22 protein-coding genes are annotated in these 23,069 nt (G+C 65.0%); 19 read left to right on the forward strand and 3 right to left on the reverse strand.

Going from position 1 to position 23,069, the window contains the following annotated elements; all coding sequences use genetic code 11:
* The 3 genes from FJ443_RS03870 to FJ443_RS03885 all read left to right on the forward strand — a co-directional run bounded on the left by FJ443_RS03870 (position 1) and on the right by FJ443_RS03885 (position 3,523).
* Entirely contained in the window at positions 1-1,287 is a 1,287-nt protein-coding gene (locus FJ443_RS03870) for a glutamate-5-semialdehyde dehydrogenase (protein ID WP_140554890.1), read from the forward strand.
* Positions 1,288-1,535: 248 nt separating this feature from the next.
* Complete coding sequence (locus FJ443_RS03880) at positions 1,536-2,123, forward strand: nicotinate-nucleotide adenylyltransferase (RefSeq protein ID WP_140554968.1); 588 nt, start codon at positions 1,536-1,538, stop codon at positions 2,121-2,123.
* A 101-nt stretch (positions 2,124-2,224) separates the two neighbouring features.
* Positions 2,225-3,523: an MFS transporter gene (locus FJ443_RS03885; protein WP_140662823.1), complete on the forward strand. Its 1,299-nt coding sequence runs from the start codon at positions 2,225-2,227 to the stop codon at positions 3,521-3,523.
* On the opposite strand, the gene FJ443_RS03890 is transcribed toward FJ443_RS03885, so the two are convergent.
* Entirely contained in the window at positions 3,524-4,375 is an 852-nt protein-coding gene (locus FJ443_RS03890) for a mechanosensitive ion channel domain-containing protein (protein ID WP_140554892.1), read from the reverse strand.
* A 242-nt stretch (positions 4,376-4,617) separates the two neighbouring features.
* On the opposite strand from FJ443_RS03890, the gene rsfS reads away from it, so the two are divergent.
* The 10 genes from rsfS (at position 4,618) to FJ443_RS03940 (ending at position 14,232) form a co-directional block, all read left to right on the forward strand.
* Positions 4,618-4,995, forward strand: coding sequence for a ribosome silencing factor (gene rsfS, locus FJ443_RS03895; protein WP_140662827.1), 378 nt, complete (start codon positions 4,618-4,620; stop codon positions 4,993-4,995).
* 83 nt (positions 4,996-5,078) lie between these two features.
* Positions 5,079-5,561: a 23S rRNA (pseudouridine(1915)-N(3))-methyltransferase RlmH gene (rlmH, locus tag FJ443_RS03900; protein WP_140517517.1), complete on the forward strand. Its 483-nt coding sequence runs from the start codon at positions 5,079-5,081 to the stop codon at positions 5,559-5,561.
* A 167-nt stretch (positions 5,562-5,728) separates the two neighbouring features.
* Complete coding sequence (locus FJ443_RS03905) at positions 5,729-7,108, forward strand: murein hydrolase activator EnvC (RefSeq protein ID WP_140662830.1); 1,380 nt, start codon at positions 5,729-5,731, stop codon at positions 7,106-7,108.
* Position 7,109: 1 nt separating this feature from the next.
* Positions 7,110-8,441 carry a S41 family peptidase gene (locus FJ443_RS03910; RefSeq protein ID WP_181165202.1) on the forward strand — a complete coding sequence of 444 codons (1,332 nt, stop codon included), beginning with the start codon at positions 7,110-7,112 and terminating at the stop codon, positions 8,439-8,441.
* Positions 8,442-8,638: 197 nt separating this feature from the next.
* Positions 8,639-9,814 carry a divergent polysaccharide deacetylase family protein gene (locus tag FJ443_RS03915; RefSeq protein ID WP_140662833.1) on the forward strand — a complete coding sequence of 392 codons (1,176 nt, stop codon included), beginning with the start codon at positions 8,639-8,641 and terminating at the stop codon, positions 9,812-9,814.
* Positions 9,815-9,844: 30 nt separating this feature from the next.
* On the forward strand, positions 9,845-10,366 hold the full coding sequence (locus FJ443_RS03920) for an RNA pyrophosphohydrolase (RefSeq protein WP_140517610.1): 522 nt from the start codon (positions 9,845-9,847) through the stop codon (positions 10,364-10,366).
* A gap of 92 nt (positions 10,367-10,458) precedes the next feature.
* The gene (gene alr / locus FJ443_RS03925; RefSeq protein WP_140493041.1) at positions 10,459-11,598 is read left to right on the forward strand and encodes an alanine racemase; all 1,140 of its coding nucleotides are present in this window, start codon (positions 10,459-10,461) and stop codon (positions 11,596-11,598) included.
* A gap of 275 nt (positions 11,599-11,873) precedes the next feature.
* Positions 11,874-12,296 (forward strand): nucleoside diphosphate kinase regulator, encoded by a 423-nt coding sequence (gene rnk / locus FJ443_RS03930; RefSeq protein WP_140662835.1) that lies wholly within the window; start codon positions 11,874-11,876, stop codon positions 12,294-12,296.
* Positions 12,265-12,852: a nucleoside-diphosphate kinase gene (locus FJ443_RS03935; RefSeq protein ID WP_140525020.1), complete on the forward strand. Its 588-nt coding sequence runs from the start codon at positions 12,265-12,267 to the stop codon at positions 12,850-12,852. Before rnk ends, FJ443_RS03935 begins: the two co-directional genes overlap by 32 nt.
* Before the next feature lie 123 nt (positions 12,853-12,975).
* Positions 12,976-14,232, forward strand: a complete 1,257-nt coding sequence (locus tag FJ443_RS03940; protein WP_140493047.1) for a D-amino acid dehydrogenase — start codon at positions 12,976-12,978, stop codon at positions 14,230-14,232.
* Positions 14,233-14,456: 224 nt separating this feature from the next.
* Here the strand turns inward: FJ443_RS03940 and FJ443_RS03945 are convergent, their stop codons facing one another.
* Complete coding sequence (locus tag FJ443_RS03945) at positions 14,457-15,338, reverse strand: LysR family transcriptional regulator (protein ID WP_140517524.1); 882 nt, start codon at positions 15,336-15,338, stop codon at positions 14,457-14,459.
* A 351-nt stretch (positions 15,339-15,689) separates the two neighbouring features.
* On the opposite strand from FJ443_RS03945, the gene FJ443_RS03950 reads away from it, so the two are divergent.
* Entirely contained in the window at positions 15,690-17,186 is a 1,497-nt protein-coding gene (locus FJ443_RS03950; RefSeq protein WP_140517525.1) for a CoA-acylating methylmalonate-semialdehyde dehydrogenase, read from the forward strand.
* A gap of 242 nt (positions 17,187-17,428) precedes the next feature.
* On the forward strand, positions 17,429-17,728 hold the full coding sequence (locus tag FJ443_RS03955) for a hypothetical protein (protein WP_140662839.1): 300 nt from the start codon (positions 17,429-17,431) through the stop codon (positions 17,726-17,728).
* Positions 17,729-17,813: 85 nt separating this feature from the next.
* Here the strand turns inward: FJ443_RS03955 and FJ443_RS03960 are convergent, their stop codons facing one another.
* On the reverse strand, positions 17,814-18,464 hold the full coding sequence (locus tag FJ443_RS03960) for a GntR family transcriptional regulator (RefSeq protein ID WP_224655912.1): 651 nt from the start codon (positions 18,462-18,464) through the stop codon (positions 17,814-17,816).
* Positions 18,465-18,574: 110 nt separating this feature from the next.
* Between FJ443_RS03960 and FJ443_RS03965 the strand changes: the two genes are divergently transcribed.
* From FJ443_RS03965 to FJ443_RS03980, 4 genes are all read left to right on the forward strand, one after another.
* Positions 18,575-19,468 carry a dihydrodipicolinate synthase family protein gene (locus tag FJ443_RS03965; protein ID WP_140517527.1) on the forward strand — a complete coding sequence of 298 codons (894 nt, stop codon included), beginning with the start codon at positions 18,575-18,577 and terminating at the stop codon, positions 19,466-19,468.
* A gap of 27 nt (positions 19,469-19,495) precedes the next feature.
* Positions 19,496-20,809, forward strand: coding sequence for an FAD-binding oxidoreductase (locus tag FJ443_RS03970; protein WP_246674985.1), 1,314 nt, complete (start codon positions 19,496-19,498; stop codon positions 20,807-20,809).
* 16 nt (positions 20,810-20,825) lie between these two features.
* Positions 20,826-21,827 carry a 4-hydroxyproline epimerase gene (locus FJ443_RS03975; RefSeq protein WP_140525023.1) on the forward strand — a complete coding sequence of 334 codons (1,002 nt, stop codon included), beginning with the start codon at positions 20,826-20,828 and terminating at the stop codon, positions 21,825-21,827.
* Positions 21,828-22,162: 335 nt separating this feature from the next.
* Positions 22,163-23,065, forward strand: coding sequence for a branched-chain amino acid ABC transporter permease LivH (locus FJ443_RS03980; protein ID WP_140493067.1), 903 nt, complete (start codon positions 22,163-22,165; stop codon positions 23,063-23,065).
* Positions 23,066-23,069 lie beyond the last annotated feature (4 nt).

Genomic DNA, 23,069 nt, shown 5'->3' on the forward strand with positions numbered 1-23,069 from the left:
ATGCTGAAGCTGCATGAAAAATCCCGGAACGATACAGTGGCGACGATGGCCGACCTCGGCCGCCGTGCCCGCGCCGCCGCACGACCGCTGGCCATCGCTACGACAGCCGCCAAGAACGCGGCACTTGCCGCCATGGCGGAGGCGATCATCGCCCGCGAGCGAGCCATACTTGACGCCAATGCCATCGACATCGCGAACGGGCATGAAGCCGGCCTGTCGGCGTCCTCCATGGACCGGCTGAAGCTCAATCCAGCCCGCATCCGCGCCATGGCCGACGGCATTCGCGAAATTGCCGAACTCGGCGATCCCGTCGGCGACGTGATCGCCAGTTGGGAGCGGCCGAATGGCCTGCAGATCGAGCGCGTGCGCACACCGCTCGGCGTCATCGGCGTCATCTATGAGAGCCGGCCGAACGTCACGGCGGATGCCGGCGCGCTCTGCCTCAAGGCCGGCAACCCGGTGATCCTGCGCGGCGGCTCGGATTCGCTGAACTCGTCGTCGGTGATCCACGCCTGCCTGGTCGACGGCTTGAAGGCAGCCGGCCTGCCGCAGGACGCCATCCAGCTTGTGCCGACCGCCGACCGCGCCGCCGTCGGCGAAATGCTGAAGGGCCTCGGCGGCAATCTCGACGTCATCATCCCGCGCGGCGGCAAGAGCCTGGTCGAGCGGGTGCAGACCGAGGCCCGCGTGCCGGTCTTCGCGCATCTCGAAGGCATCTGCCATCTCTATGTCGACCGCTCGGCCAAGCTCGACATGGCGGTCGGCATCGCCGTCAACGCCAAGATGCGGCGCACCGGCGTCTGCGGCGCTGCCGAAACGCTGCTGGTCGACCGTGCGGTTGCCTCCACCCACCTGGTGCCGATCCTCGACGCCTTGCGCGCCGCCGGCTGCGAGATCCATGCCGATGCCGAGGTGCTGAAGCTGTTCTTCGACGCCAAGCCGGCGACCGATGCCGACTGGGTCACCGAATATCTCGACGCCGTCATCGCGGTGAAGCTGGTCGACGGTGTCGCTGGCGCAATCGAGCATATCGAGACTTTCTCCTCCCATCACACCGAGGCGATCGTCGCCGAGGACGCGCAGGCGGTGGAACGGTTCTTCAACGAGATCGACTCGGCGATCCTGCTGCACAATGCCTCAACGCAGTTCGCCGATGGCGGCGAGTTCGGCATGGGCGCCGAGATCGGCATCGCCACCGGCAAGATGCACGCGCGCGGGCCCGTTGGCGTCGAGCAACTGACCTCGTTCAAATACCGCGTGCGCGGCTCGGGACAGGTGAGGCCTTGACGCTTTTCGTCCAAAGGGCCTGAAGCTTGCGCCCAGCCACCCCCCTCTGTCCTGCCGGACATCTCCCCCGCAAGGGGGGAGATCGGCTGACATTTTTGGTTTCGCCGATCTTCAATGCTCCAAGATTTGTGCCTTCACCGAAGCTGCTAATCTCCCCCCTTGCGGGGGAGATGTCCGGCAGGACAGAGGGGGGTGCCTAGCGAATGCTTTCCCTGCTTGAGCAACCTATCCCGTCCAGCTACCTCAAAATGCCGCATGCCGGCAAAGGCCTTGCCGTCGGCCTGTTCGGCGGCTCGTTCAATCCGCCGCATGCCGGCCACGCGCTGGTCGCCGAGATCGCGCTCAGGCGGCTGGCGCTCGATCAGTTGTGGTGGATGGTCACCCCGGGCAATCCGCTGAAGAACACGCACGAGCTGGCGCCGCTGGCCGAACGGCTGTGCCTGTCCGAGAAGATCGCCAAGAACCCGAAGATCAAGGTCACCGCTTTCGAAGCGGCGCATCATGTGCGCTACACCGCCGACGCGCTGGCGCTGGTCAAGGCGCGCAATCCCGGCGTCGACTTCGTCTGGATCATGGGCGCCGACAGCTTGCGCGATTTCCACCGCTGGCAGCGCTGGCGCGAAATCGTCATGACCTTCCCGATCGCGGTCATCGACCGTCCGGGCGCGACGCTGTCGTTCCTGTCGTCGGTCGTGGCCAAGACCTTCGACTATGCCCGCGTCGACGAAGGCGATGCGCCAAGGCTCGCCCGCATGAAGGCGCCCGCGTGGACCTTCATCCACGGCCCGCGCTCGTCGCTGTCGTCGACGGCTATCCGCGAGCAGGCGAAGGGCTGATCGGTACGCACAGCGCCCTTTCTTCGCAAGGAGGAAGGCAAGTCCGGCAATGTCGCTTTTGCGGCGGCCTTTCGTCATCGAATGGATGATCTTGCGCTGATATGACCACTCTCGTGAAAAGCCAAACCGAAACGGAACCGAGGCACGGCGACACGCCCACGCCGCTGATCGCGATTGCCAGCGTCGTGGTGTCGATGGCGCTGATCGCCATCGGCAACGGGCTGATGTTCGCTTACATCCCCGTCCGGCTCGGCGTGGAAGGCTTCGATCCGACCTGGGCCGGTCTGATCGTCACCGGTCTGTCGGCGGGTGGTCTCGCCGGCTGCATCCTGACCGGACCGCTGGTGCGCAGGGTTGGCCATGCCCGTGCCTTCATGGTGCTGTCGGCGCTGATCGCGCTGTCGAATGCCGCAATCGGCGCCGGGCCGCACCCCCTGTTGTGGATCGCGGCGCGCGCTCTCTACGGCTTTGCCATATGCGGGCTTTTCATCGTCGCGCAGAGCTGGCTCAACGATGCCGTGGCCAACGCCATACGCGGCAGGGTAATGGCCGTCTTCTACGTCGCCTATGTCGGCGGGCTCGGCATCGGCTATGCGACGCTGGCGCTGGTCGACATCAGGACGGCGGATGCATCGCTGATCGGCATAGCCTTCACCGCGCTATCCATCCTGCCCGTCGGGATGACCCGGCTGGCCCAGCCGCCGGCGCCGCAGGCGGCATCGGTGGCGCTGCGCCGGGCCTGGCGGATTTCGCCGGTCGGCGTCGCCGGCATGCTGGCGGTCGGTGGCCTGTCCATGTCGATTTCCGGTTTTGCGCCGATCCACGCCACCGCGAAGGGGTACAGCCAGGCCGACGTGGCGCTGCTGCTTTCGGTGATGCCGCTGGGCACGCTGATCCTGCAGGTTCCGCTCGGCTGGATTTCCGACCGCACCGATCGCCGCTATGTGCTGGTCGCGGCATCCGCGATCGCCGCGGCGGCAGGGATGTTTGCGCTCGGCTTCGACGGCGGTACGCTGGCGGTGCTGCTGGTGATCTATGTGATGTGGGACGGCGCCTCGGAATCGATCTACTCGTTGGCCAGTGCGCACGCCGCCGACCGCGCCGGCAAGGACGACATGGTGGCGCTGTCGAGTTCCTTGTTGTTTGCCTGGTCGCTGTCCGGCTTCATCGTGCCGGGCATCGTGACCGCGCTGTCAGCCGTCTTCGGCACGCAGGCCTTCATCTATGTAACAGTGGTCATCGCCTGCATCTTCTGCCTGTTCGTGCTTTTGCGCGTGTTCACCGCGCGGCCGGTGCCGGCAACCGAAACCGGCAGCTTCGCGCCGATGACGGCGCAAGCGCCATTGCCGGTGGAACTCGCCTTCGCGCCGGACGAACAGCACCGGCACAGGGGCGATTGACTATTGCCGGCGGGTTTCCGGCGCCGGGGCCTGCGGTGGCGGCAGCGGGATCGATATGCGTTCGCGGTCGAATTCCTGCTTGGCCCGCTTGGTGAGATCGGCCTGGGCGGCGAAGAAATCCACCGATGATGTCCAGTAACGCAAGGTGATCGAGACGGTGCTTTCGCCCAATGCCGCGACAAAGGCGGTCGGCGCCGGCTCACGCTTGACGCGGCGCTCGGCGGCGGCGATCGCAAGCAGCGTCTTCTGGGCGCGGTCGATGTCGTTCCAGGAGCCGATCGAGAGGGTGATGTCGCCGCGCCGCACGCCGTTGCGCGAAAAATTGCGCACCGGCTGGTTCCACAGCGTCGAGTTGGGCGCCAGGATGTAGACGCCTTCGGCGCTCCGGAGCTTGGTGGCGAAAAGGCCGATTTCCTCGATCGAGCCGGCAATGGACCCGACTTCGACGGATTCGCCGATGCGGAACGGCCGCAATGCCAAAAGCATGATCCCGGCGGCAATGTTCTGCAGCGTGCCTTGCAGCGCCAGGCCGATGGCCAGGCCGATGGCGCCGATCGCGGCGATGATCGAGGCCGTCTGCACGCCGAACTGGCCGAGCACCATGATGACGACCAGGACGAGGATGGCATAGCGGACGATCTTGGAAAAGAAGTGCCGCAGCGTCTGGTCAAAGCCATGGATGTGGCCCAGGCCGGCAAAAATCGAACGCTCGGCAAAGCCGGCGACGATGTAGCCGACAACCAGAAGGATGACGGCGCCGACCGCCGAAAGGGAATAGGAGACAATGAGCGCGCTGAGCTGAGAGAGCCCCGCCTGCACGGTCAGGAGGGCATTTTGCGGGTCGATCGGCATAATGGGATTCCGGTTGATCAATCAGCCGATAACCCCTGCGGAACGCCTGGGTTCCGATCTTTTGCGTGTCGCGCGGAACAAGCGGGGCCTCAATGAGTTCGCATGGAAGCGGGGCTCCGTCTTGAAACTGCAACGGAACTCTGCCTATCTAAGCGGTGTCACCCGCTTTCAGGGGTGATTTGGTTGTTCTTGCTGCGAAAGGAAATACACTGAGAACAGCACTGCGGAAGAAGGCCGACATCGTGCCCTCGCCGGCCGGGATCAGCGTAAACGACGCCGTGTCCCGCGCCATCAAGACAGTCCTTGCCAGTCTGGAAGACTCCAAGGCCGAAAACATCGTCTCAATCGACATTCAGGGAAAATCGAGCCTCGGCGACTACATGGTCGTCGCGTCGGGTCGATCGCACCGTCATGTCTCGGCTGTTGCCGATCATCTCCTCAAGGCGTTGAAGGATGCCGGCCTCGGCACGGCGCGTGTCGAGGGGCTGTCCGGCGCCGACTGGGTCCTGATCGATTCAGGCGACATTATCGTCCATGTCTTCCGCCCCGAAGTCCGCGAATTCTACAATCTCGAAAAGATGTGGCAGGCGCCGGACTTCGAGGAAGAGACCTTGCACTGAGCCGGTTGGTTTGGTGCGTGCCGTGGTTCCTGGCCCATTGACGATTTTCGGGCGACACGCATCGGCGGCCCTCTGAGGCGAGGATGAAGATTACCGTTCATGCCGTGGGCCGGATGAAAAGCGGCCCCGAGAGAGAACTCGCCGACCGCTATTTCGAGCGTTTCTCCAAGAGCGGCCCGGCTGTCGGCCTCGAATTCTCCGGCATCGCCGAGATCGCCGAAGGCCGCGCCCAGAACGCCGATGAACGCCGGCGCGATGAAGGCGCAAGGCTGCAGGCGCAGTTGCAGCCCGGCTCGGCGCTGATCCTGCTCGACGAGCGCGGCAAGAACCTGTCCTCGGAAGATTTCGCCGGCCGCATCGGCCAATTGCGCGACGCTGGCCGCAAGGCGCTGGCGCTGGCCATAGGCGGCGCCGATGGCCACGATCCGTCGTTGCGCGCCCAGGCCGAGCTGGTGATGTCTTTCGGTGCGCTGACATGGCCGCACCAATTGGTGCGGGTGATGCTGGCAGAGCAGCTCTACAGGGTCTCGACGATCCTGTCCGGCCACCCCTATCACAGAACCTGAAGGTCGCATCGCACCGAATTCCGCCCCAATGCCGCGCAAGATCACGGCTTCGGGCCGGCTTTCCCTATTTTGCTCACCGGTGTGCGAAACCGCTGCACAGTTTTGGGCGATGCGCATTAATATGGTTGATGGTTCGTTAACGAAGCCGCAGATAGAGTCCATCCCGCATGGCTGAAGGCTGGAAATCGACGACGGGCTCATCGACAGCGGGCTCCTGGCGCGCGCGCTGCGGCATCGCGGCGGCGGTGGTCATCCTTTCGCTCAATGCCGCATGGGCCGAGAACACGCTCGACATGGCCCCCGATCCGGACCAGAGCCGCGCCGAATACGAACAGATCTCCAAGGAGATAAGCCTGTCGTCCGAGCGGCTGGCCAAGCTGGCCGCCGACATCGCCGCGGTCAAGAAGGACCACGCCTCGATCACCGCCGCGCTGATCCAGTCGGCAATGACCGAGCAAAAGCTTGGGCAGGACATCGAGGACATCGGCGCCAAGCTGGAGGGGCTGAAGACCCAGCAGCAGAAGATCCGCGCCTCGCTGATGGCGCGGCGCGACGTGCTGGCGGAGGTGCTGGGCGCATTGCAGCGCATGGGACTGAACCCGCCGCCGGCGATCCTGGTCAAGCCGGAGGACGCGCTGTCGTCGGTGCGCAGCGCCATCTTGCTTGGCGCCGTGGTGCCTGAATTGCGCCAGCAGACCGACAGGCTCCTGGCCGACCTCAAGGAGCAGACAAGAGTGACGGCCTCGATCGAGGCCGAGCGGGCACGGCTGACGGCGGCGGTCGGCGAGCAGACTGCGGAAAAGAAGCGGCTCGGCATGCTGCTGGAAGCCAAGCAGAAGCTCGAAGCCGACACGCAGGCGCAGTTGTCGGCCGAGCGACAGCATTCCGAGGCGCTCGCGGCCAAGGCCAGCAGCCTGAAGGAATTGATCGCCTCGCTCGAAGCCCAGGCCGAACGCAACCGCAAGGCCGCGGATGCCGCAAAGGCCGCGGAGGCCGGCCAAGCCGGCGGCGACAAGGCGGGCGGCGACAAGGCGGGCAGGGATAAGGCGGGCGGCGATATGACGGCGTCGCTGCCGGTTCCCGAGGCCAACCGGCTTGCCGCTGCGGCACCCTTCTCGGCGCTGCAAGGACAGATCGCGCTGCCGGTCATCGGCCGCATCAAACGCCGGTTCGGCGCCGAAGACGGTAACGGCGCGGTGATGCTTGGGGACATGGTTGCGACACAATCGGGCGCCATCGTCACCGCACCGGCGGATGGGAATGTGCTTTATGCGGGGCCGTTTCGCTCCTACGGTCAACTCTTGATCCTGAATGCCGGCGACGGTTATCATGTCGTCTTGGCGGGGATGAGCAGAATCAGCGTCGCAACCGGCCAATCAGTGCTCGCAGGAGAGCCGGTCGGTGCGATGGGAGAGGCCCGGGTGGCAAGCACCTCGGCTTCGAAGAATGGAAATGCCACGCCGGAGCTCTATGTCGAGTTCCGCAAGGATGGAAAACCCGTCGATCCGGCCCCATGGTGGGCGGACCGTTTTTCTGGAAGGACGTGAAATGATGCGGAAACTGTCGCTTCTGTTTGCCGGTGCGCTGATGGGCGCGTCCGCCATGAGCCTGGTCTATGGCGCGCCCGGCTCGGCAGCGAACGCTGCGGGGTCGGAGACCTACAAGCAACTGGCGATCTTCGGCGATATCTTCGAGCGGGTGCGGGCGCAGTATGTGACGCCGCCCGACGACAAGTCGCTGGTCGAGAACGCCATCAACGGCATGCTTGCCTCGCTCGACCCCCACTCCTCCTACATGAACGCCGAGCAGGCGCAGGACATGCGCGTACAGACCAAGGGTGAGTTCGGCGGCCTCGGCATCGAGGTCACCATGGAGAACGATCTGGTCAAGGTGATCACGCCGATCGACGATACGCCGGCCGCCAAGGCGGGCGTGCTGGCCGGCGATTACATCGCCAAGATCGACGGTGAGGAGGTTCGTGGCCTGACGCTGAACGACGCGGTCGACAAGATGCGCGGCCTGGTCAACACGCCGATCAAGCTCACCATCCTGCGCCAGGGCGCCGACAAGCCGATCGAGCTGACGGTGGTGCGCGACATCATCAAGGTCAAGGCGGTCAAGTTCCGGGTCGAGAACGACATCGGCTACATGAAGATCACCTCCTTCACCGAAAAGACCTATGACGACCTCGAGAATGCCATCGACACCATCAAGAAGCAGGTGCCGAACGACAAGCTCAAGGGCTATGTGCTCGATCTGCGCCTCAATCCCGGCGGTCTGCTCGATCAGGCGGTAAGCGTATCGGACGCCTTCCTCAACCGTGGCGAGATCGTTTCGACGCGCGGCCGCGATCCCAAGGACGTTACCCGCTTCGACGCCAAGTCCAAGCAGGTCGACGATATCGGCGGCAAGCCGCTGATCGTGCTGGTCAATGGCGGATCGGCGAGCGCGTCCGAAATCGTCGCTGGCGCGCTGCAGGACCTACGCCGCGCCACGGTGGTCGGAACGCAGTCCTTCGGCAAGGGTTCGGTGCAGACCATCATCCCGCTTGGCGAGAACGGCGCGCTCAGGCTGACGACGGCGCTCTATTACACGCCGTCCGGCAAGTCGATCCAGGGCAAGGGCATCACGCCCGACATCAAGGTCGACCAGCCGCTGCCGCCGGAACTGCAGGGCAGGGACCTGACGCGCGGCGAATCCGACCTCAAGGGCCACATCAAGGGTGCCGACGAGAGCTCGACCGGTTCGGGCTCGGCAGCCTATGTGCCGCCGGATCCGAAGAACGACCTCCAGCTCATCTATGCCGAGCAGCTTCTGCGCGGCCAGAAGACCGATCCGTCCTTCCCGCCCAATCCGCAGAAGGCTGTCCTCAACCAGTAACAGGTGGCGGCCAACAACGGGTCTGGCCGCCCGATGGAAGCAATGCGATGCTGCCGGGACCGAAAGGTTCCGGCAGTTTGATTCGGGGGTAACGCGAATCCCTCGATACAGGGCGCCAGGGGTGCGCCGGCATGAAGAATTCGCGCATGTCTCTTCGAAAGGTTCCATGTTCGAAGCCATGCGGACGGGGACAGGGCTTGGCTGATATCGGCAAGGACATCGAACGACCGCTCGGACTGACTGTCCGTCCGCCGCGCGCCGCCGGCAAGGTCAGCGTGGGTGCGCTCGTGGCTGCGTTCGTCGTGCTGGCCGTTGTCGGCGTCTCCGGCGCGATCGCGCTCAGGGACAAGCCGTTTCGCAAGCCGCAGGAAGTCGCGGTTTCGACGCCGAAAGTGGTGCCGGAGCCGACCGCTGCGCCGTCCGCTCTAGCGCCGGTCACGACGCCAAAGGCGGAAATGCCGGCCAAGGCTGGAGGCCCGCAGATCATCCATGTGCAGACAGAGGAAGGCGATGGTCCGCCCAAGGCGGCAATCGTCATCCGCGATCCGTCGACCATCGGCCAAAACCTGAAGATCGCGCATATTCCCGACAGGGCGCTGATCGAGGCCAGCGATGCCGGCCCCTTGCCGGTGCGCGCCGCAGACGGCCGGCGGCCCTTCGATGTCTACGCGCGGCCGTGGTCAGGCGCGCGCGGCGCCCGCGTGGCGATCGTCATCGGCGGGCTCGCGGTTTCACAGACCGGCACCCAGGCGGCCATCGCCAAGCTGCCGGCGGAAGTGACGCTGGCGTTCGCGCCGCAAGGCAACAGCATCGGCCGCTGGATGCAGGCCGCCCGGCAGAGCGGCCACGAGATCGTCATGCAGGTGCCGCTCGAACCGTTCGACTATCCCAATGTCAACCCTGGGCGCAACACGCTGACGGTGGCGGCGAGCGCGGAAGAGAACCTGAAGAACCTGCGCTGGGCACTGTCGCGGACGACGAACTATACCGGTGTCATGAACTATATGGGCGCGCGGTTTTCCGCCGACCCGGCGGCAATGGAACCCTTCATGGCCGAGCTCGGCAAGCGCGGGCTCGCCTATATCGACGACGGCTCGTCGGCGCGCAGCCTGGCGCCGGATCTGGCGCTGAAGGACGGCGTGCCCTTCGTCGCCGGCGACACGGCGATCGACGCCGTGCAGGATCGCGGCGCCATCCTGAAGAAACTGGACAGCCTGGAGGCGACCGCCCGTGCCAAGGGCACTGCGGTCGGCATCGGCTCCGCTTTCGACCTGACGGTCGACACGGTGTCGTCATGGGCGGCCGAGGCCAAGAAACGCGGCATCGAGATCGTGCCGATTTCAGCGGTGGCGATCGATCCGCAAAAGGGCTAGCCACCGGGAAACAGCTTGAAAGACTGAATGATGCCGAAGACGAAGAAGGTCGACCGCGAGACGCTGCCCTACCGTCCCTGTGTCGGGCTGATGATCCTCAACGCCGAGGGCCTGGTCTGGGTCGGCCATCGCATAGCCGAGCCGGACAGCGAATTCGCCGGCACCACGCAGCTCTGGCAGATGCCGCAAGGCGGCATCGACAAGGGCGAGGAGCCCCTGCAGGCGGCGGAGCGGGAGCTCTATGAGGAGACCGGCATGCGCAGCGTCTCGCTGCTCGCCGAGGCGCCGGACTGGATCAACTATGATCTGCCGGACAACCTGGTCGGCGTCGCCTTCAAGGGGCGCTATCGGGGTCAGACGCAGCGATGGTTCGCCTTCCGCTTCCATGGCGATACCAGCGAGATCCAGATCAATCCGCCGCCCGGCGGCCACACCGCCGAATTCGACAAATGGTCGTGGCGGCCGATGCAGGAGCTGCCCGACCTGATCGTGCCGTTCAAGCGCAAGGTCTATGAAGACGTGGTGACGGCGTTCCGTCACCTTGTGCCATAGCTGGACGGGCCGAGGCCGCGGTTCAAACGCCAGCGGTTGCCGCGCCGGTTCGACCGTCTTATTGATGTCCATCCGCCACAAGAAGGGCCGCCATGCACGACGCCCCCAAAAGATCGCTGCCCGAGGAAGCCGACGCCACAAGCGAGGCTGCTGCCGGGGCCATCCTCACCATCGACCTTGGCGCGATCCGCGAAAATTACCGGCGGCTGAAGGCGCGGCTGGGCGGCGTGCGCTGCGCGGGCGTGGTCAAGGCCGACGGCTACGGTCTCGGCGCCGCGCAAGTGGCATCGGCGCTGATGAAGGAAGGCTGCGACATCTTCTTCGTCGCGCTGCTGTCCGAAGGCATCGCGCTGCGCAAGGCGCTGGGGGCCGGACCGGACATCTACGTGCTGAACGGGCTGCCGCCGGGTTCCGAGCCGGAAGCGGTGGCGGCTGGCTTGTGCGCTGTCATCAACAGTGGCGCACAGTTGCAAGCCTGGCGCGCAGCGACACACCGCGCCGGGCGCCGGCTCCCGGCTGCCGTCCAGGTCGACAGCGGCATGTCGCGGCTTGGGATGGCGCCAGCCGAGGTCGAGGCGGCGGCCGGGGATGTCGGCGCTTTCGATGGCATCGACGTCAGATATGTGATGAGCCACCTGGCCTGCGCCGATGAACCGCGCCACCCGGCCAATGAACAGCAGAGGCTGGCATTCGCGCGGTTGCGTGCCATGCTACCCGTGGCGCCGGCCTCGCTTGCCAACTCCTCCGGCATCTTTCTAGGCCCGCTTTATCATTGCGATCTTGCCCGGCCCGGTGCCGCCCTCTACGGCATCAACCCGACGCCTGGCCAAGCCAACCCGATGCTGCCCGTGGTCGGGCTGCAGGCCAAGGTGGCGCAGACGCGCAGTGTCCAAAAGGGCACTGGCGTCGGCTATGGCCACAGTTACCATGCGCAGGGCCCGCTCAGCCTGGCGACGATTTCGTTCGGCTATGCGGACGGCTGGCTGCGCCGCTCCGCTTCGGCCGCATGGTTCGAGGCGGTGCGCCTGCCTTTCCTCGGGCGCGTGTCGATGGATTCGATCATTCTCGACATTTCCGCCTTGCCGCCCGGCCGGCTCGGAGAGGGCGACCTGGTGGAGTTGCTAGGGCCCTCACAGAGCGTCGACGATGCTGCCGACCATGCCGGCACCATCGGGTATGAAATCCTGGCCAGCCTCGGAACGCGTTTTCACCGGCGCTATCTGGGCGGTTGAGCGGTTTGGCCGCGCTTGACAAGCGGGCGCCATTCGGCAAGCTTTGGCACATGAGCAAGCTCGCTTATATCAAAACCTTCTTCAGGGTCTGCCCGATCGCGGGATCGTAGCCCCGGCGCGGCCGCCTTCCGGCGTCCGTCCGTACCGGGGCATCCATCCATCCACAATCGCCATCAAGCCGAACAGCCCTTCGCGGCTGCCGGCCTTTCATCACGCCGCCGCCAGCGCGCCGGCAGGCGCGCATCCGCTCGATGCGCCGATCCATGAGGTTTGCCATGCAACACGCAAAAGAACTGCGTCCAGACAACCATATTCTGATCAGCGACGCCGACCATGACAGGCTGACGGGCCTTGCGAGGGCTTTGCTCGATCGCGCGCCCGAGACGGCCGAGGAGCTGCTTTCGGAAATGGACAGGGCCGTCGTCACGAACGCGGCGGCGATGCCGGCCGGTGTGGTGCGAATGGGTTCGACGGTGATCGTGCGCGGCGAAAGCGGCGACGCCCAGCGCATCATGCTGGTCTACCCGGGTGAGGCCGACATAGCCGAGAACCGCATCTCGGTGCTGACGCCGATGGGAACCGCGCTCATTGGCGCGAGTGTTGGGCAGGCGGTTTGCTGGAACGGTCGTGGCGGTCGGGAACTGTCAGTGACCGTCGAGGCCGTCGATGCGCCGGCTTCCGGCCCGCAACGAGCTTGATGGCGAGGCGGTGATGACGAGCACGAATTGTTGCCTGACGACGAAGGACTTCGCCGTTCTCGAATTCATGCTGGAGCGCCGACGGGCGTTCGCGGATCCGATCGTGCGCATGCTCGAACACAAGCTTTCAGGCGCCGATGTCGTGCCGATCGATTCGGTCGGCCCCGACATCGTTACGCTGAACAGCAGGGTGGTGTTCGGCGTCGATGCCGGTCCCGCCGAGACGCGAACCCTGGTACAGCACGAGGTGCGCGGGCCGGTCGGCTCGAGCCTGTCGGTCGCAACGAGGCGCGGGCTCTGCATGCTTGGCATGGCGCAAGGCCAGACGGCAACGGTCGAACACGCCGACGGCAGGCGGGAGTCGATCCTGATCAAGGCCGTGCTTTACCAGCCGGAAGCTGCCCGGCGCACGATCAAGCAGAAAGACCAGGCTGACGCGCGGCGACCGCACGGGCCCAGGCTCGTCTACAGTGCCGCAGCCGATTGGCGGCCTCTTGGCGAGACGGCCGGAATGCGGCAGACAGAAGAAGACGACCCCGGTCCCTCGGCGGCGTGAATGGGCAACGGCGCGTGGTCTCGAAGATCGACATCGATTTTCGCTCGGGATCATGCGCAAATCGAAAATACGGCCGCGTCCACGGGCGTCCTGAGGACGCTCGGCGCGGCAAGGAGTGAATGAATGAAAATCATGGTGCTGGGCAGTGGCGTGATCGGGGTGACCACGGCCTATTATCTCGCCGAGGCTGGCCACGAGGTGACCGTGATCGACCGCCAGAAAGGGCCGGGACTGGAAACCAGCTTCGCCAATGCCGGCGAGATTTCGCCCGGCTATGCCTCGCCTTGGGCCGGGCCCGGTATCCCCCTCAAGGCGATCAAATGGCTGCTGATGAAGCATGGTCCGCTGGTGGTGCGGCCGGCCTTCGATCCGCATATGTGGACGTGGCTGGTCAAGATGCTGCGCAACTGCACCGCCGAACGCTACGCGGTCAACAAATCGCGCATGGTGCCGCTGGCCGAATACAGCCGCGACACGCTGAAGGCGCTGCGCGAGGCGACCGGCATAGCCTATGACGAGCGGACGCAGGGCACGCTGCAGCTGTTTCGCACGCAAAAGCAGCTCGACGGCACATCAGGCGATGTCGAGGTGCTGAAGAGATATGGCGTGCCCTACGAAATCCTCGACCAGGACGGCTGCATCGCGGCGGAGCCGGCTCTGGCCGCGGTGCGCGAAAAATTCGTCGGCGGCCTGAGGCTGCCGGGCGACGAGACCGGTGACTGCAAGATGTTCACCGACAGGCTGGCCGAGCTTTGCGTGGCACGCGGGGTCAAGTTCGAATACGACACGACGATATGGCGCGTCATCCGCAGCCGCAACCGCGTCAACAATATGAGCACCAGCAAGGGCTGGCTGACCGCCGACGCCTATGTGATGGCGCTGGGCAGTTATTCGTCGGACTTCATGCGCCGGATGAAGCGGCCGATCCCGGTCTATCCGGTCAAGGGCTATTCGATCACGGTGCCGATCAAGGATGCCGCCGCCGCGCCGGTGTCGACGGTGATGGACGAAACCTACAAGGTCGCGATCACGAGGCTCGGCGACCGCATCCGCGTCGGCGGCACGGCCGAGATTTCCGGGTTCGACCTCCGGCTGCACGAATCGCGACGGCGCACGCTCGAACACTCGGTCGGCGACCTGTTCCCGGGAGCCGGCGCCATGCGGGAGGCGACGTTCTGGTGCGGCCTGCGGCCGATGACGCCGGACGGGCCGCCGCTGATCGGGCGCACGGAGCTTTCCAATCTCTACCTCAACACCGGCCATGGAACGCTCGGCTGGACCATGGCCTGCGGCTCGGCCAAGGTGCTGGCCGACATCATCTCGAACAAAGTGCCCGATATCGACGCCCGCGCGCTGGCGCAGGAGCGCTATCTGAAATAGACGCCGCCCGCTCGCCATCGGCGGGCGCGGCCGGGGGATATCGCGTCAGAACGCCTGTTTCACCCAGCCCTCGTCGAACAGCAGCCGGTAAGCCCACCGGATGGTCACTTCGGTGGCGACCGATTGGAATGGGCGAGATACTCGTCATCTGGCGAAGAAGGCGGGGTCGAGCACCATCATGCCGTTCTCCGTGTCGTGGAAGAAGCTGCGATGGCCGACATGCGTCAGACGAAAAGATTTCTCTCCCGCTCCACCGCCTTTGTGATGAAGGAGGCAACGATCTGGACGCGGCGCAGCGGCCTGACCGATTCGTGATAGACCAGCCAGTAGGCACGGCGGATGGGCGCCACCACGTCGACGGCCACCAGTTCCGGCATCGAGCGGGCGACGAAAGTGTGCAGGATGCCGATGCCGGCGCCCGACCGCACCGCTTCGGCCTGCCCGAGCGCGGAGGAAATGGCGAAGCTGGTGCGCCAGTCCGCGCTGAATTCGGCGGCGTAGTCGAGCGATGGGCTGACGATGAGGTCCGGCACATAGCCGATCAATGTGTGCCGTCCCAGCTCGGCAGCGGTCTGGGGCAGGCCGTGGGCTTCAGCATAGGCACGTGAGGCAAACAGGCCGAGCGAGTAGTCGACCAGCTTGCCCGCTACCAGCCGGCCCTCGGTCGGGCGCTCGACGGTGATGGCAATGTCGGCCTCGCGGCGAGACAGGGAGAAGGAGCGCGGCACCGGTACGAGCTGAATCGTCAATTCACGGTGCAGCGCGGTCAGTGCACCGAGGCGCCGGGCGAGGAATGCGACGCCAAACCCGTCCGGCGCACCGATCCGCACCGTGCCCGAAACGTCGTCGCCTTCGCCCGATATTGTCGAGCGGGCGGCGATCATGTCGCCCTCCATGCGCTCGGCAATATCGAGGAAACGCTCGCCGGCGGGCGTCAGCTCGCTGCCGGTGGTCAGCCGGCGAAAGAGTTTCGTGCGCAGCGCGTCTTCAAGTGCGGCGATGCGGCGCGAGACGGTGGCGTGGTTGAGTTCCAGCCGCCTGGCGGCGCCAAGGATTTGCCCGGCGCGCGCCACGGCGAGAAAGATGCGGACGTCATCCCAGTTCATTTTACCCTCCCTTTGTGGGAGGTCGATCCGCGTAGCGGAGCGGGGTAGGGGCGACGCCGGCGCTTGATCCCCACCCCGTCGAACGATCTCCGCTCCGCTCCGACCGCTCGCCGACCTCCCCACAAGGGGGAGGGTGAAGGCAGGGGAGATGTCCGGCAGGACAGAGGGGCGTGAAGGAACTCAATCTATCAATCCGTGAACGTCATCTTTGTGACCCTTCTCATTTGCGAGAATTGATGCTCTCCCGTCAACCGCTGTCTATTTTCTGCACAACGGTTGCGTTCTCCCTCGCGTTGCCATCGGCGTGCCAAAGGCGGACAATGCACCATCATAAACACAGGGAGAGACATCATGATCGAATACGGTCATTTCATCGGCGGCAAGCGTGTCGCCGGCACCAGCGGCCGCAAGCAGGACGTGATGCAGCCGATGGACGGCTCCGTGCGCGGCACGGTGGCGCTGGCCTCGCAGGCGGAACTGCGCGCGGCGGTCGAGAACGCCAAGGCGGCGCAGCCGAAATGGGCCGCGACCAACCCGCAGCGCCGCGTGCGCGTCCTTATGAAGTTCCTTGAACTGGTCGCCCGCGACTATGACGAACTGGCCGACATCCTGGCGCGCGAGCACGGCAAGACCATCGCCGATGCCAGGGGCGACATCCAGCGCGGCCTCGAAGTGGTCGAGGTCTGCATCGGCGCGCCGCACATGATGAAGGGCGAATTCACCGACGGTGCCGGCCCCGGCATCGACGTCTATTCGATGCGCCAGCCGCTCGGCGTCGTCGCCGGCATCACGCCGTTCAACTTTCCGGCGATGATCCCGCTGTGGAAGATCGCGCCGGCGATCGCCTGCGGCAACGCCTTCATCCTGAAGCCCTCCGAACGCGACCCGGGCGTGCCGATCCGCATCGCCGAACTGTTCATCGAGGCGGGCCTGCCTGCCGGTATCCTCAATGTCGTCAACGGCGACAAGGAAGTCGTCGACGCCATCCTTGACGACCCCGATATCAAGGCTATCGGCTTCGTCGGCTCGACGCCGATCGCTCATTACATCTATTCGCGCGGCACTGCGTCAGGCAAGCGCGTGCAGTGCTTCGGCGGCGCCAAGAACCACATGATCATCATGCCCGACGCCGACATGGACCAGACCGTCGATGCACTGATCGGCGCCGGCTACGGCTCGGCCGGCGAGCGCTGCATGGCGATCTCGGTGGCGGTCCCGGTCGGCAACGACACCGCCAACCGGCTGATGGAAAAACTGGTGCCGCGCGTCGAAAGCCTGAAGGTCGGCCCCTCGACGGATTCCGCCGCCGATTTTGGCCCGCTGGTCACCGCTCAGGCGCTGGAGCGGGTGAAGGGCTATGTCGATATCGGCGTCAAGGAAGGCGCCAAGCTGGTCGTCGACGGTCGCGGCTTCAAGATGCAGGGCTACGAGAACGGCTACTATATGGGCGGCTGCCTGTTCGACAACGTCACGTCGGACATGCGCATCTACAAGGAAGAGATCTTCGGGCCGGTGCTGTCGGTGGTGCGCGCGCCGACCTACGAGAACGCCATCAAGCTCGCCAATGACCACGAGATGGGCAATGGCGTCGCCATCTACACGCGCGACGGCGACGCCGCGCGAGACTTTGCTTCCAGGGTTCAGGTCGGCATGGTCGGCGTCAACGTGCCGATCCCGGTGCCGATCGCCTACTACACGTTCGGTGGCTGGAAGGCGTCGTCCTTCGGCGATCTCAACCAGCACGGTCCGGACGCGTTCCGCTTCTACACCAAGACCAAGACGGTCACCTCGCGCTGGCCGTCCGGCATCAAGGACGGGGCCGAGTTCGTCATCCCGACGATGAACTAGCCGGACGCTTGTCCGCTTGCGCGTCCTTCGGCTGCGGCCGCGCGGGCCGGCAGGACCACCCAAAAATCTACGGCCCGAGTCCCCTGGCTCGGGCCGTTTATTTTGCAAACGCTAATGTGATGGAACCGGCGAGGGCGCCAGGACTTAGAGCTACGATCCTGCCCTGGAGGAGGCATGGCAGGCAACCAGAGCGCCGACGGCTGACCGTTAGCATCGCATCGTCGGGCGCAAGGAGGTGTCCGATGGCACAACGTCTTATGTCCATGCTGCTATGCGCCGCGGCGGCGCTATCGATAGGGCCGGCGAATGCAGCCGGGCAATGTGCGGCACGCGCCGACATCGTCAAGGCGCTCGGCGAGAATTTCCACGAAAGCGAGGCCGGGCGTGGCCTGATCAATCCCAACGTGGTGCTTGAGGTATTCGTTTCCGAACAGGGCAGTTGGACCGTCCTCGCCTCCGACACCAAGGGCCAGAGTTGCATCCTGTCCGTGGGCGAGGGCTGGGACAGCCCGACGATCAGGGCGGCCTTGCCAGGAGCCTGAGGCGCATCGCGTCTAAGCGGTTCAGGCGACGCGTAGGCTTGGGCATGCACTGTCCTGAACCGGGGTCGGTGTCTGGCGGTATGCTTCAACGTGTGGCGGCCGCCTCGGCATGGGCGCGCAGCAATGCCATCAGCCGCTTGGCATCCTTCGCGGCGGCTTCCTCGTCACCGTGGACAATCGAGCGGATCAGCGCGACGTGATGCTCGGCCGATTCCGCCAGGCCGGTATCGGCCTTGTAGCGGAACCAGAAGCGGCGGCTGTGGGTCTGCAGCGGGGCAGCCAGCCTGGCCGCGAACGGGTTGTCGGCAGCCCGCGCCAGCGCCTCGTCCAGCGTCTTGTCGGCCTGGATGAAGGCAAGCACGTTGCCGGAGATGACAGCCTTCTGCATGGCAAGCGCGGCATCGTGGAAGAGGTCGGCTGCGTCGCGGGTGACGAAGCGCGCCGCGGAGCGGGCCAGCACCACCTCGACGCCGCGGCGCGCGTCGAGGACGCGCAGCCAGTCGCCGGGGTGCAGCGGCGCGATGGCGATGCCTGCGCGCGGCCGCACGTCGAGCAGTCCTTCCCAGGCCAGCCTCTGGATCGCCTCGCGCACCGGCGTACGGCCGAGCGCCAGCTTCTCGATCAGGCCGCCTTCAGTGACGAAACTCGCCGGCGCCAGTTCGAGCGTGACAATCATATGCTCGAGCATGCGGTAGGCCTTGGTCGCAGCTGGCTCGAACGCAGCGCTCCTCTGCATGGATATCAAAGGCGGTCTCCTGATATATTTTGCATATATCATAGGAGAATCCGTGTTGACAGCGGCTTTCTTAATAGATATACGGCTGATATATCAGAGGAGCGATGACCATGTGGACCGGAGTTTTCCCAGCCGTCACGACTAAATTCACCACGGACGACCGCCTCGACCATGCCGAGATGGAGCGCTGCTTCGGCTTGCAGATGGAGGCCGGCTGCGACGGCATCATCGTCTGCGGATCGCTCGGCGAAGGGCCGATGCTGTCCCATGACGAAAAGATTGAAGTGCTGAAAACCGCGCAGAAGGTGGCTGGCAAGAAACCGGTGCTGCTGACGGTGAACGAGGCGGGGACACGCGAGGCCGCCAGCATCGCCCGCCGCGCCGCCAAGGAAGGCGCCAACGGCCTGATGGTGGTGCCCAGCCCGATCTACCATACCAATGCGGAAGAGACGGTGGCGGCGCTGCGCGCCGTCGCGGAGGCCGGCGACTTGCCGGTCATGATCTATTCCAACCGGCTCGCCTACCGCGTGGATGTCACCGTCGACCAGATGGAGGAGCTGGCGTCGGACGAGCGCTTCGTCGCCATCAAGGAATCCTCCGACGACATCAGGCGCTCGACCGAGATCATCAATCGCCTGGGCAGCCGCTACGACCTGTTTACCGGCGTCGACAATCTCGCTTTCGAGGCGCTGTCGGTGGGCGCCATCGGCTGGGTGGCCGGTCTCGTCACCGCCTTCCCGCGCGAGACGGTGGCGATCTACCAGCTGATGCAGCGGGGCCGCCGCGAAGAGGCGCTCGCCATCTATCGCTGGTTCCGGCCGCTGCTTGATCTCGACGTCTCGACCTATCTGGTGCAGAACATCAAGCTTGCCGAGGTGTTCGCCATTCAAACCAACGACCGCGTCCGCATGCCGCGCCAGCCGCTGTCGGGCGAGCGCCGCAAGGCGGTCGAGAAGATCGTCAAGGACGCACTGGCGGTGCGGCCGACACTACCGGCGTTCTGAGGCTTTCTTCCGAGAGGCGGCGCCCAGGTGACAGGAAGTTCCAAATCGATGGAAGCGCGGCGGCGCCCCGCCCTGCGGGCGTCTTCTCCCCGTGAACAGGGAGAAGAAATAGATATCGCCATCGTCGGCGGCGGCATCATCGGCATCTGCGCGGCGGCGTTTCTTGCCGAGGCGGGGCGAAACGTCACGGTCTACGACCGCACCGGCATCTGCGAGGAGACGAGCTCCGGCAATGCCGCCGCCTTCGCCTTTTCCGACGTGCTGCCACTGGCGCACAAGGGCATGCTCCGGCAATTGCCGAAATGGCTGGCCGATCCGCTCGGCCCGCTCGCCATCCCGCCCACCTACCTGCCGAAGCTGCTGCCCTGGCTGATCCGCTTCTGGCGTGCCGGCTCGGCGAAGCACTACGAGGCTGGCCTGGTGGCGCAGGCCGCAATGATGGCGCTCGCCGAGGCCGAATGGATGGGCCTGCTCGACCGCTCCGGCACGAGGCGGATGCTGCGCGAGGATGGCTCGCTCGAACTCTACGAAAGCGGGGCCGAATTCCAGGCCTCGCTGTCCGGCTGGGCGGCGCGCCAGCGCTTCGGCATCGGCTTCCGCCATGTCGGCGGCGAGGAGCTGGCGGAGCTGCAGCCCGGCCTGTCGCCGCGCTTCGGCAAAGGCACGTTCGTGCCGGGCTGGAAGACAATCGCCGATCCGAAACTGCTCGGCAAGGCGATCTGGGACTATGCGCAATCCAAGGGCGCGCGGTTCGAGAAGGCCCGCATCGCCGGCGTCGCCGCGGACGGGAACGGCGCGACGTTGACGCTGGCCGACGGCACGACGCGGCAAGCCCGGCACCTGGTCGTCACCGCCGGCGCCTGGTCGCATCTGCTGGCGCGGCAGCTCGGCGATCGCATTCCGCTCGAAACCGAGCGCGGCTACAACACGACGTTGCCAAAGGCCGCCTTCGAGGTGAAGCGGATGCTGATCTTCTCCGGCCAAGGCTTCGTCATCACGCCGCTCGACACGGGCCTGCGCATCGGCGGCGCGGTTGAGCTCGGCGGCATCGAGCGGCCGCCCAACTACGCGCGCTCGAAGGCGCTGCTGCGCAAGGCGCAAGACTTCCTGCCGGGCCTCGATCCTTCGGGCGGACGCGAATGGATGGGGTTTCGTCCCTCGCTGCCGGATTCATTGCCTGTCGTCGGCCGCGCATCGGGAAGCCGGCCGGTGGTCTACGCTTTCGGCCACGGCCATCTTGGCCTGACTCAGGCTGCTGCGACGGGACGGTTGATCCGCGAGCTTGTCCTGGGGCAGACTCCGCCGATCGACGTGGCCCCCTTCAGTCCACAACGGTTTTGATTTTTCGAGGAGCGTCATGGCCAGGAAATCCTTCTTCTGCATCGACGGCCACACCTGCGGCAACCCGGTGCGACTGGTCGCCGGCGGCGGCCCGCTGCTCCAGGGTTCGACGATGATGGAGCGGCGCGCGCATTTCCTGGCCGAATATGACTGGATCCGCACCGGCCTGATGTTCGAGCCGCGCGGCCACGATGTCATGTCCGGCTCGATCCTCTACCCGCCGACGCGCGAGGATTGCGACATCGCCATCCTGTTCATCGAGACCTCGGGCTGCCTGCCAATGTGCGGCCACGGCACCATCGGCACGGTGACGATGGCCATCGAGCACGGGCTGATCAAGCCGAAGACGCCCGGCGTGCTCAGGCTCGACACACCGGCCGGCCTGGTCATCGCCGAATACAAACAGGTCGGCGAATATGTCGAGGAGGTGCGCATCACCAACGTGCCCTCCTTCCTCCATGCCGAGGGGTTGACGGTCGAATGCCCCGGGCTCGGCGAGATCGTCGTCGACGTCGCCTATGGCGGCAATTTCTACGCCATCGTCGAGCCGCAGAAAAACTATCGCGACATGGCTGATCATTCCGCGGGCGACCTCATCGCCTGGAGCCCGGTGGTGCGGCAGCGGCTCAACGAGAAATACTCATTCGTGCATCCGGAGAATCCGGGCATCAACCGGCTGTCGCACATGCTGTGGACCGGCGAGCCGACGGTGGCGGGTGCGGACGCGCGCAATGCGGTCTTCTACGGCGACAAGGCGATCGACCGCTCACCGTGCGGCACGGGCACCTCGGCGCGCATGGCGCAGCTCCATGCCAAGGGCAAGCTCAAGGCCGGCGATGCGTTCGTCCATGAATCGATCATCGGCTCGCTGTTCAAGGGCAAGGTTGAAAAAGACGTCACGGTCGCAGGCAAGCCGGCGATCATTCCCTCGATCGGCGGCTGGGCGCGCATGACCGGGCTCAACACGATCTTCATCGATGACCGCGATCCGTTCGCGCACGGCTTCGTCGTCAAATAGGCGATTCATCACGCTGCGGAAGGTCGGGAAGGACAAAAAGGATTGCTGTCACGAGCGCAACGAATCGTCTCATCAACTTATTTTGACGGCGATTTCTTCGAAATGGAGCGCATGATGACGCTTAATCGTCAAAGACATTGCGTTATGCCAATGATAGGGTCCGCGATAGTCCAGGGGGCGGGTGCGAAAAAACGGGCAATCGAACGGCGTGCAGTCGGAAACACGCATGACGATCAAAAAATGACGTTGCAATCCCGTCTCGAAACCTTACGACTAGGGGAAATACGAAAAGGAATGCGTCTGCATGGGCGACATTCCAGGGGAGCCATGTACACATGCAGTATTTTGTCCAGCAGCTTATCAATGGGCTGACGCTGGGATCGATCTATGGGCTGATCGCGATCGGCTACACGATGGTCTACGGCATTATCGGCATGATCAACTTTGCTCATGGCGATATCTTCATGGTGGGCGCTTTCACGGCGCTGATCGTTTTCCTCATCCTGGGTGCCCTGTTCTATTCGGTTCCCGTGGTCATCGCGCTGCTGGTGATGATGATCGTGGCGATGCTGCTGACCAGCCTCTACAACTGGACGATCGAGAAGGTGGCCTACCGGCCGCTGCGCGGCTCGTTCCGGTTGGCGCCGCTGATCACCGCCATCGGCATGTCGATCGCGCTGTCGAATTTCGTGCAGGTGACGCAAGGCCCGCGCAACAAGCCGATCCCGCCGATGGTGTCGAAGGTCTACAACATAGAAGGCATCAGCGTGTCGCTGAAGCAAATCATCATCGTCGTCGTCACCGCGTTGCTCTTGGTGTTGTTCTGGTACCTGGTCAACAAGACCTCGCTTGGCCGGGCGCAGCGCGCCTGCGAGCAGGACCGCAAGATGGCGGCGCTGCTCGGCATCGATGTCGACCGCACCATCTCGATCACCTTCATCATGGGCGCGGCACTTGCCGCCGTCGCCGGCACGCTGTTCCTGATGTATTACGGCGTCATCGCCTTCTCGGACGGCTTCGTGCCCGGCGTGAAGGCATTCACCGCAGCGGTGCTGGGCGGCATCGGTTCGTTGCCGGGCGCGGTGCTGGGCGGTCTTTTGATCGGCTTCATCGAGAGCATGTGGTCGGCCTATTTCTCGATCGACTACAAGGATGTCGCCGCCTTCTCGATCCTGGCTATCGTGCTGATCTTCCTGCCTTCCGGCATTCTCGGCCGGCCAGAAGTCGAAAAGGTCTGAGATC

Origin of the sequence: Mesorhizobium sp. B2-6-1 (assembly GCF_006440475.1) — a bacterium.
GTDB lineage: Bacteria > Pseudomonadota > Alphaproteobacteria > Rhizobiales > Rhizobiaceae > Mesorhizobium.

Bases quoted from the DNA above. Each gene is read 5' to 3' on its own strand.
- FJ443_RS03870 (WP_140554890.1), top strand. From the start codon at position 1: ATGCTGAAGCTGCATGAAAAATCCCGGAACGATACAGTGGCGACGATG.
- FJ443_RS03880 (WP_140554968.1), top strand. From the start codon at position 1,536: ATGCCGCATGCCGGCAAAGGCCTTGCCGTCGGCCTGTTCGGCGGCTCG.
- FJ443_RS03885 (WP_140662823.1), top strand. From the start codon at position 2,225: ATGACCACTCTCGTGAAAAGCCAAACCGAAACGGAACCGAGGCACGGC.
- FJ443_RS03890 (WP_140554892.1), bottom strand. From the start codon at position 4,375: ATGCCGATCGACCCGCAAAATGCCCTCCTGACCGTGCAGGCGGGGCTC.
- rlmH (WP_140517517.1), top strand. From the start codon at position 5,079: ATGAAGATTACCGTTCATGCCGTGGGCCGGATGAAAAGCGGCCCCGAG.
- FJ443_RS03905 (WP_140662830.1), top strand. From the start codon at position 5,729: ATGGCTGAAGGCTGGAAATCGACGACGGGCTCATCGACAGCGGGCTCC.
- FJ443_RS03910 (WP_181165202.1), top strand. From the start codon at position 7,110: ATGATGCGGAAACTGTCGCTTCTGTTTGCCGGTGCGCTGATGGGCGCG.
- FJ443_RS03920 (WP_140517610.1), top strand. From the start codon at position 9,845: ATGCCGAAGACGAAGAAGGTCGACCGCGAGACGCTGCCCTACCGTCCC.
- alr (WP_140493041.1), top strand. From the start codon at position 10,459: ATGCACGACGCCCCCAAAAGATCGCTGCCCGAGGAAGCCGACGCCACA.
- rnk (WP_140662835.1), top strand. From the start codon at position 11,874: ATGCAACACGCAAAAGAACTGCGTCCAGACAACCATATTCTGATCAGC.
- FJ443_RS03935 (WP_140525020.1), top strand. From the start codon at position 12,265: ATGCGCCGGCTTCCGGCCCGCAACGAGCTTGATGGCGAGGCGGTGATG.
- FJ443_RS03940 (WP_140493047.1), top strand. From the start codon at position 12,976: ATGAAAATCATGGTGCTGGGCAGTGGCGTGATCGGGGTGACCACGGCC.
- FJ443_RS03945 (WP_140517524.1), bottom strand. From the start codon at position 15,338: ATGAACTGGGATGACGTCCGCATCTTTCTCGCCGTGGCGCGCGCCGGG.
- FJ443_RS03950 (WP_140517525.1), top strand. From the start codon at position 15,690: ATGATCGAATACGGTCATTTCATCGGCGGCAAGCGTGTCGCCGGCACC.
- FJ443_RS03955 (WP_140662839.1), top strand. From the start codon at position 17,429: ATGGCACAACGTCTTATGTCCATGCTGCTATGCGCCGCGGCGGCGCTA.
- FJ443_RS03960 (WP_224655912.1), bottom strand. From the start codon at position 18,464: ATGCAGAGGAGCGCTGCGTTCGAGCCAGCTGCGACCAAGGCCTACCGC.
- FJ443_RS03965 (WP_140517527.1), top strand. From the start codon at position 18,575: ATGTGGACCGGAGTTTTCCCAGCCGTCACGACTAAATTCACCACGGAC.
- FJ443_RS03975 (WP_140525023.1), top strand. From the start codon at position 20,826: ATGGCCAGGAAATCCTTCTTCTGCATCGACGGCCACACCTGCGGCAAC.
- FJ443_RS03980 (WP_140493067.1), top strand. From the start codon at position 22,163: ATGCAGTATTTTGTCCAGCAGCTTATCAATGGGCTGACGCTGGGATCG.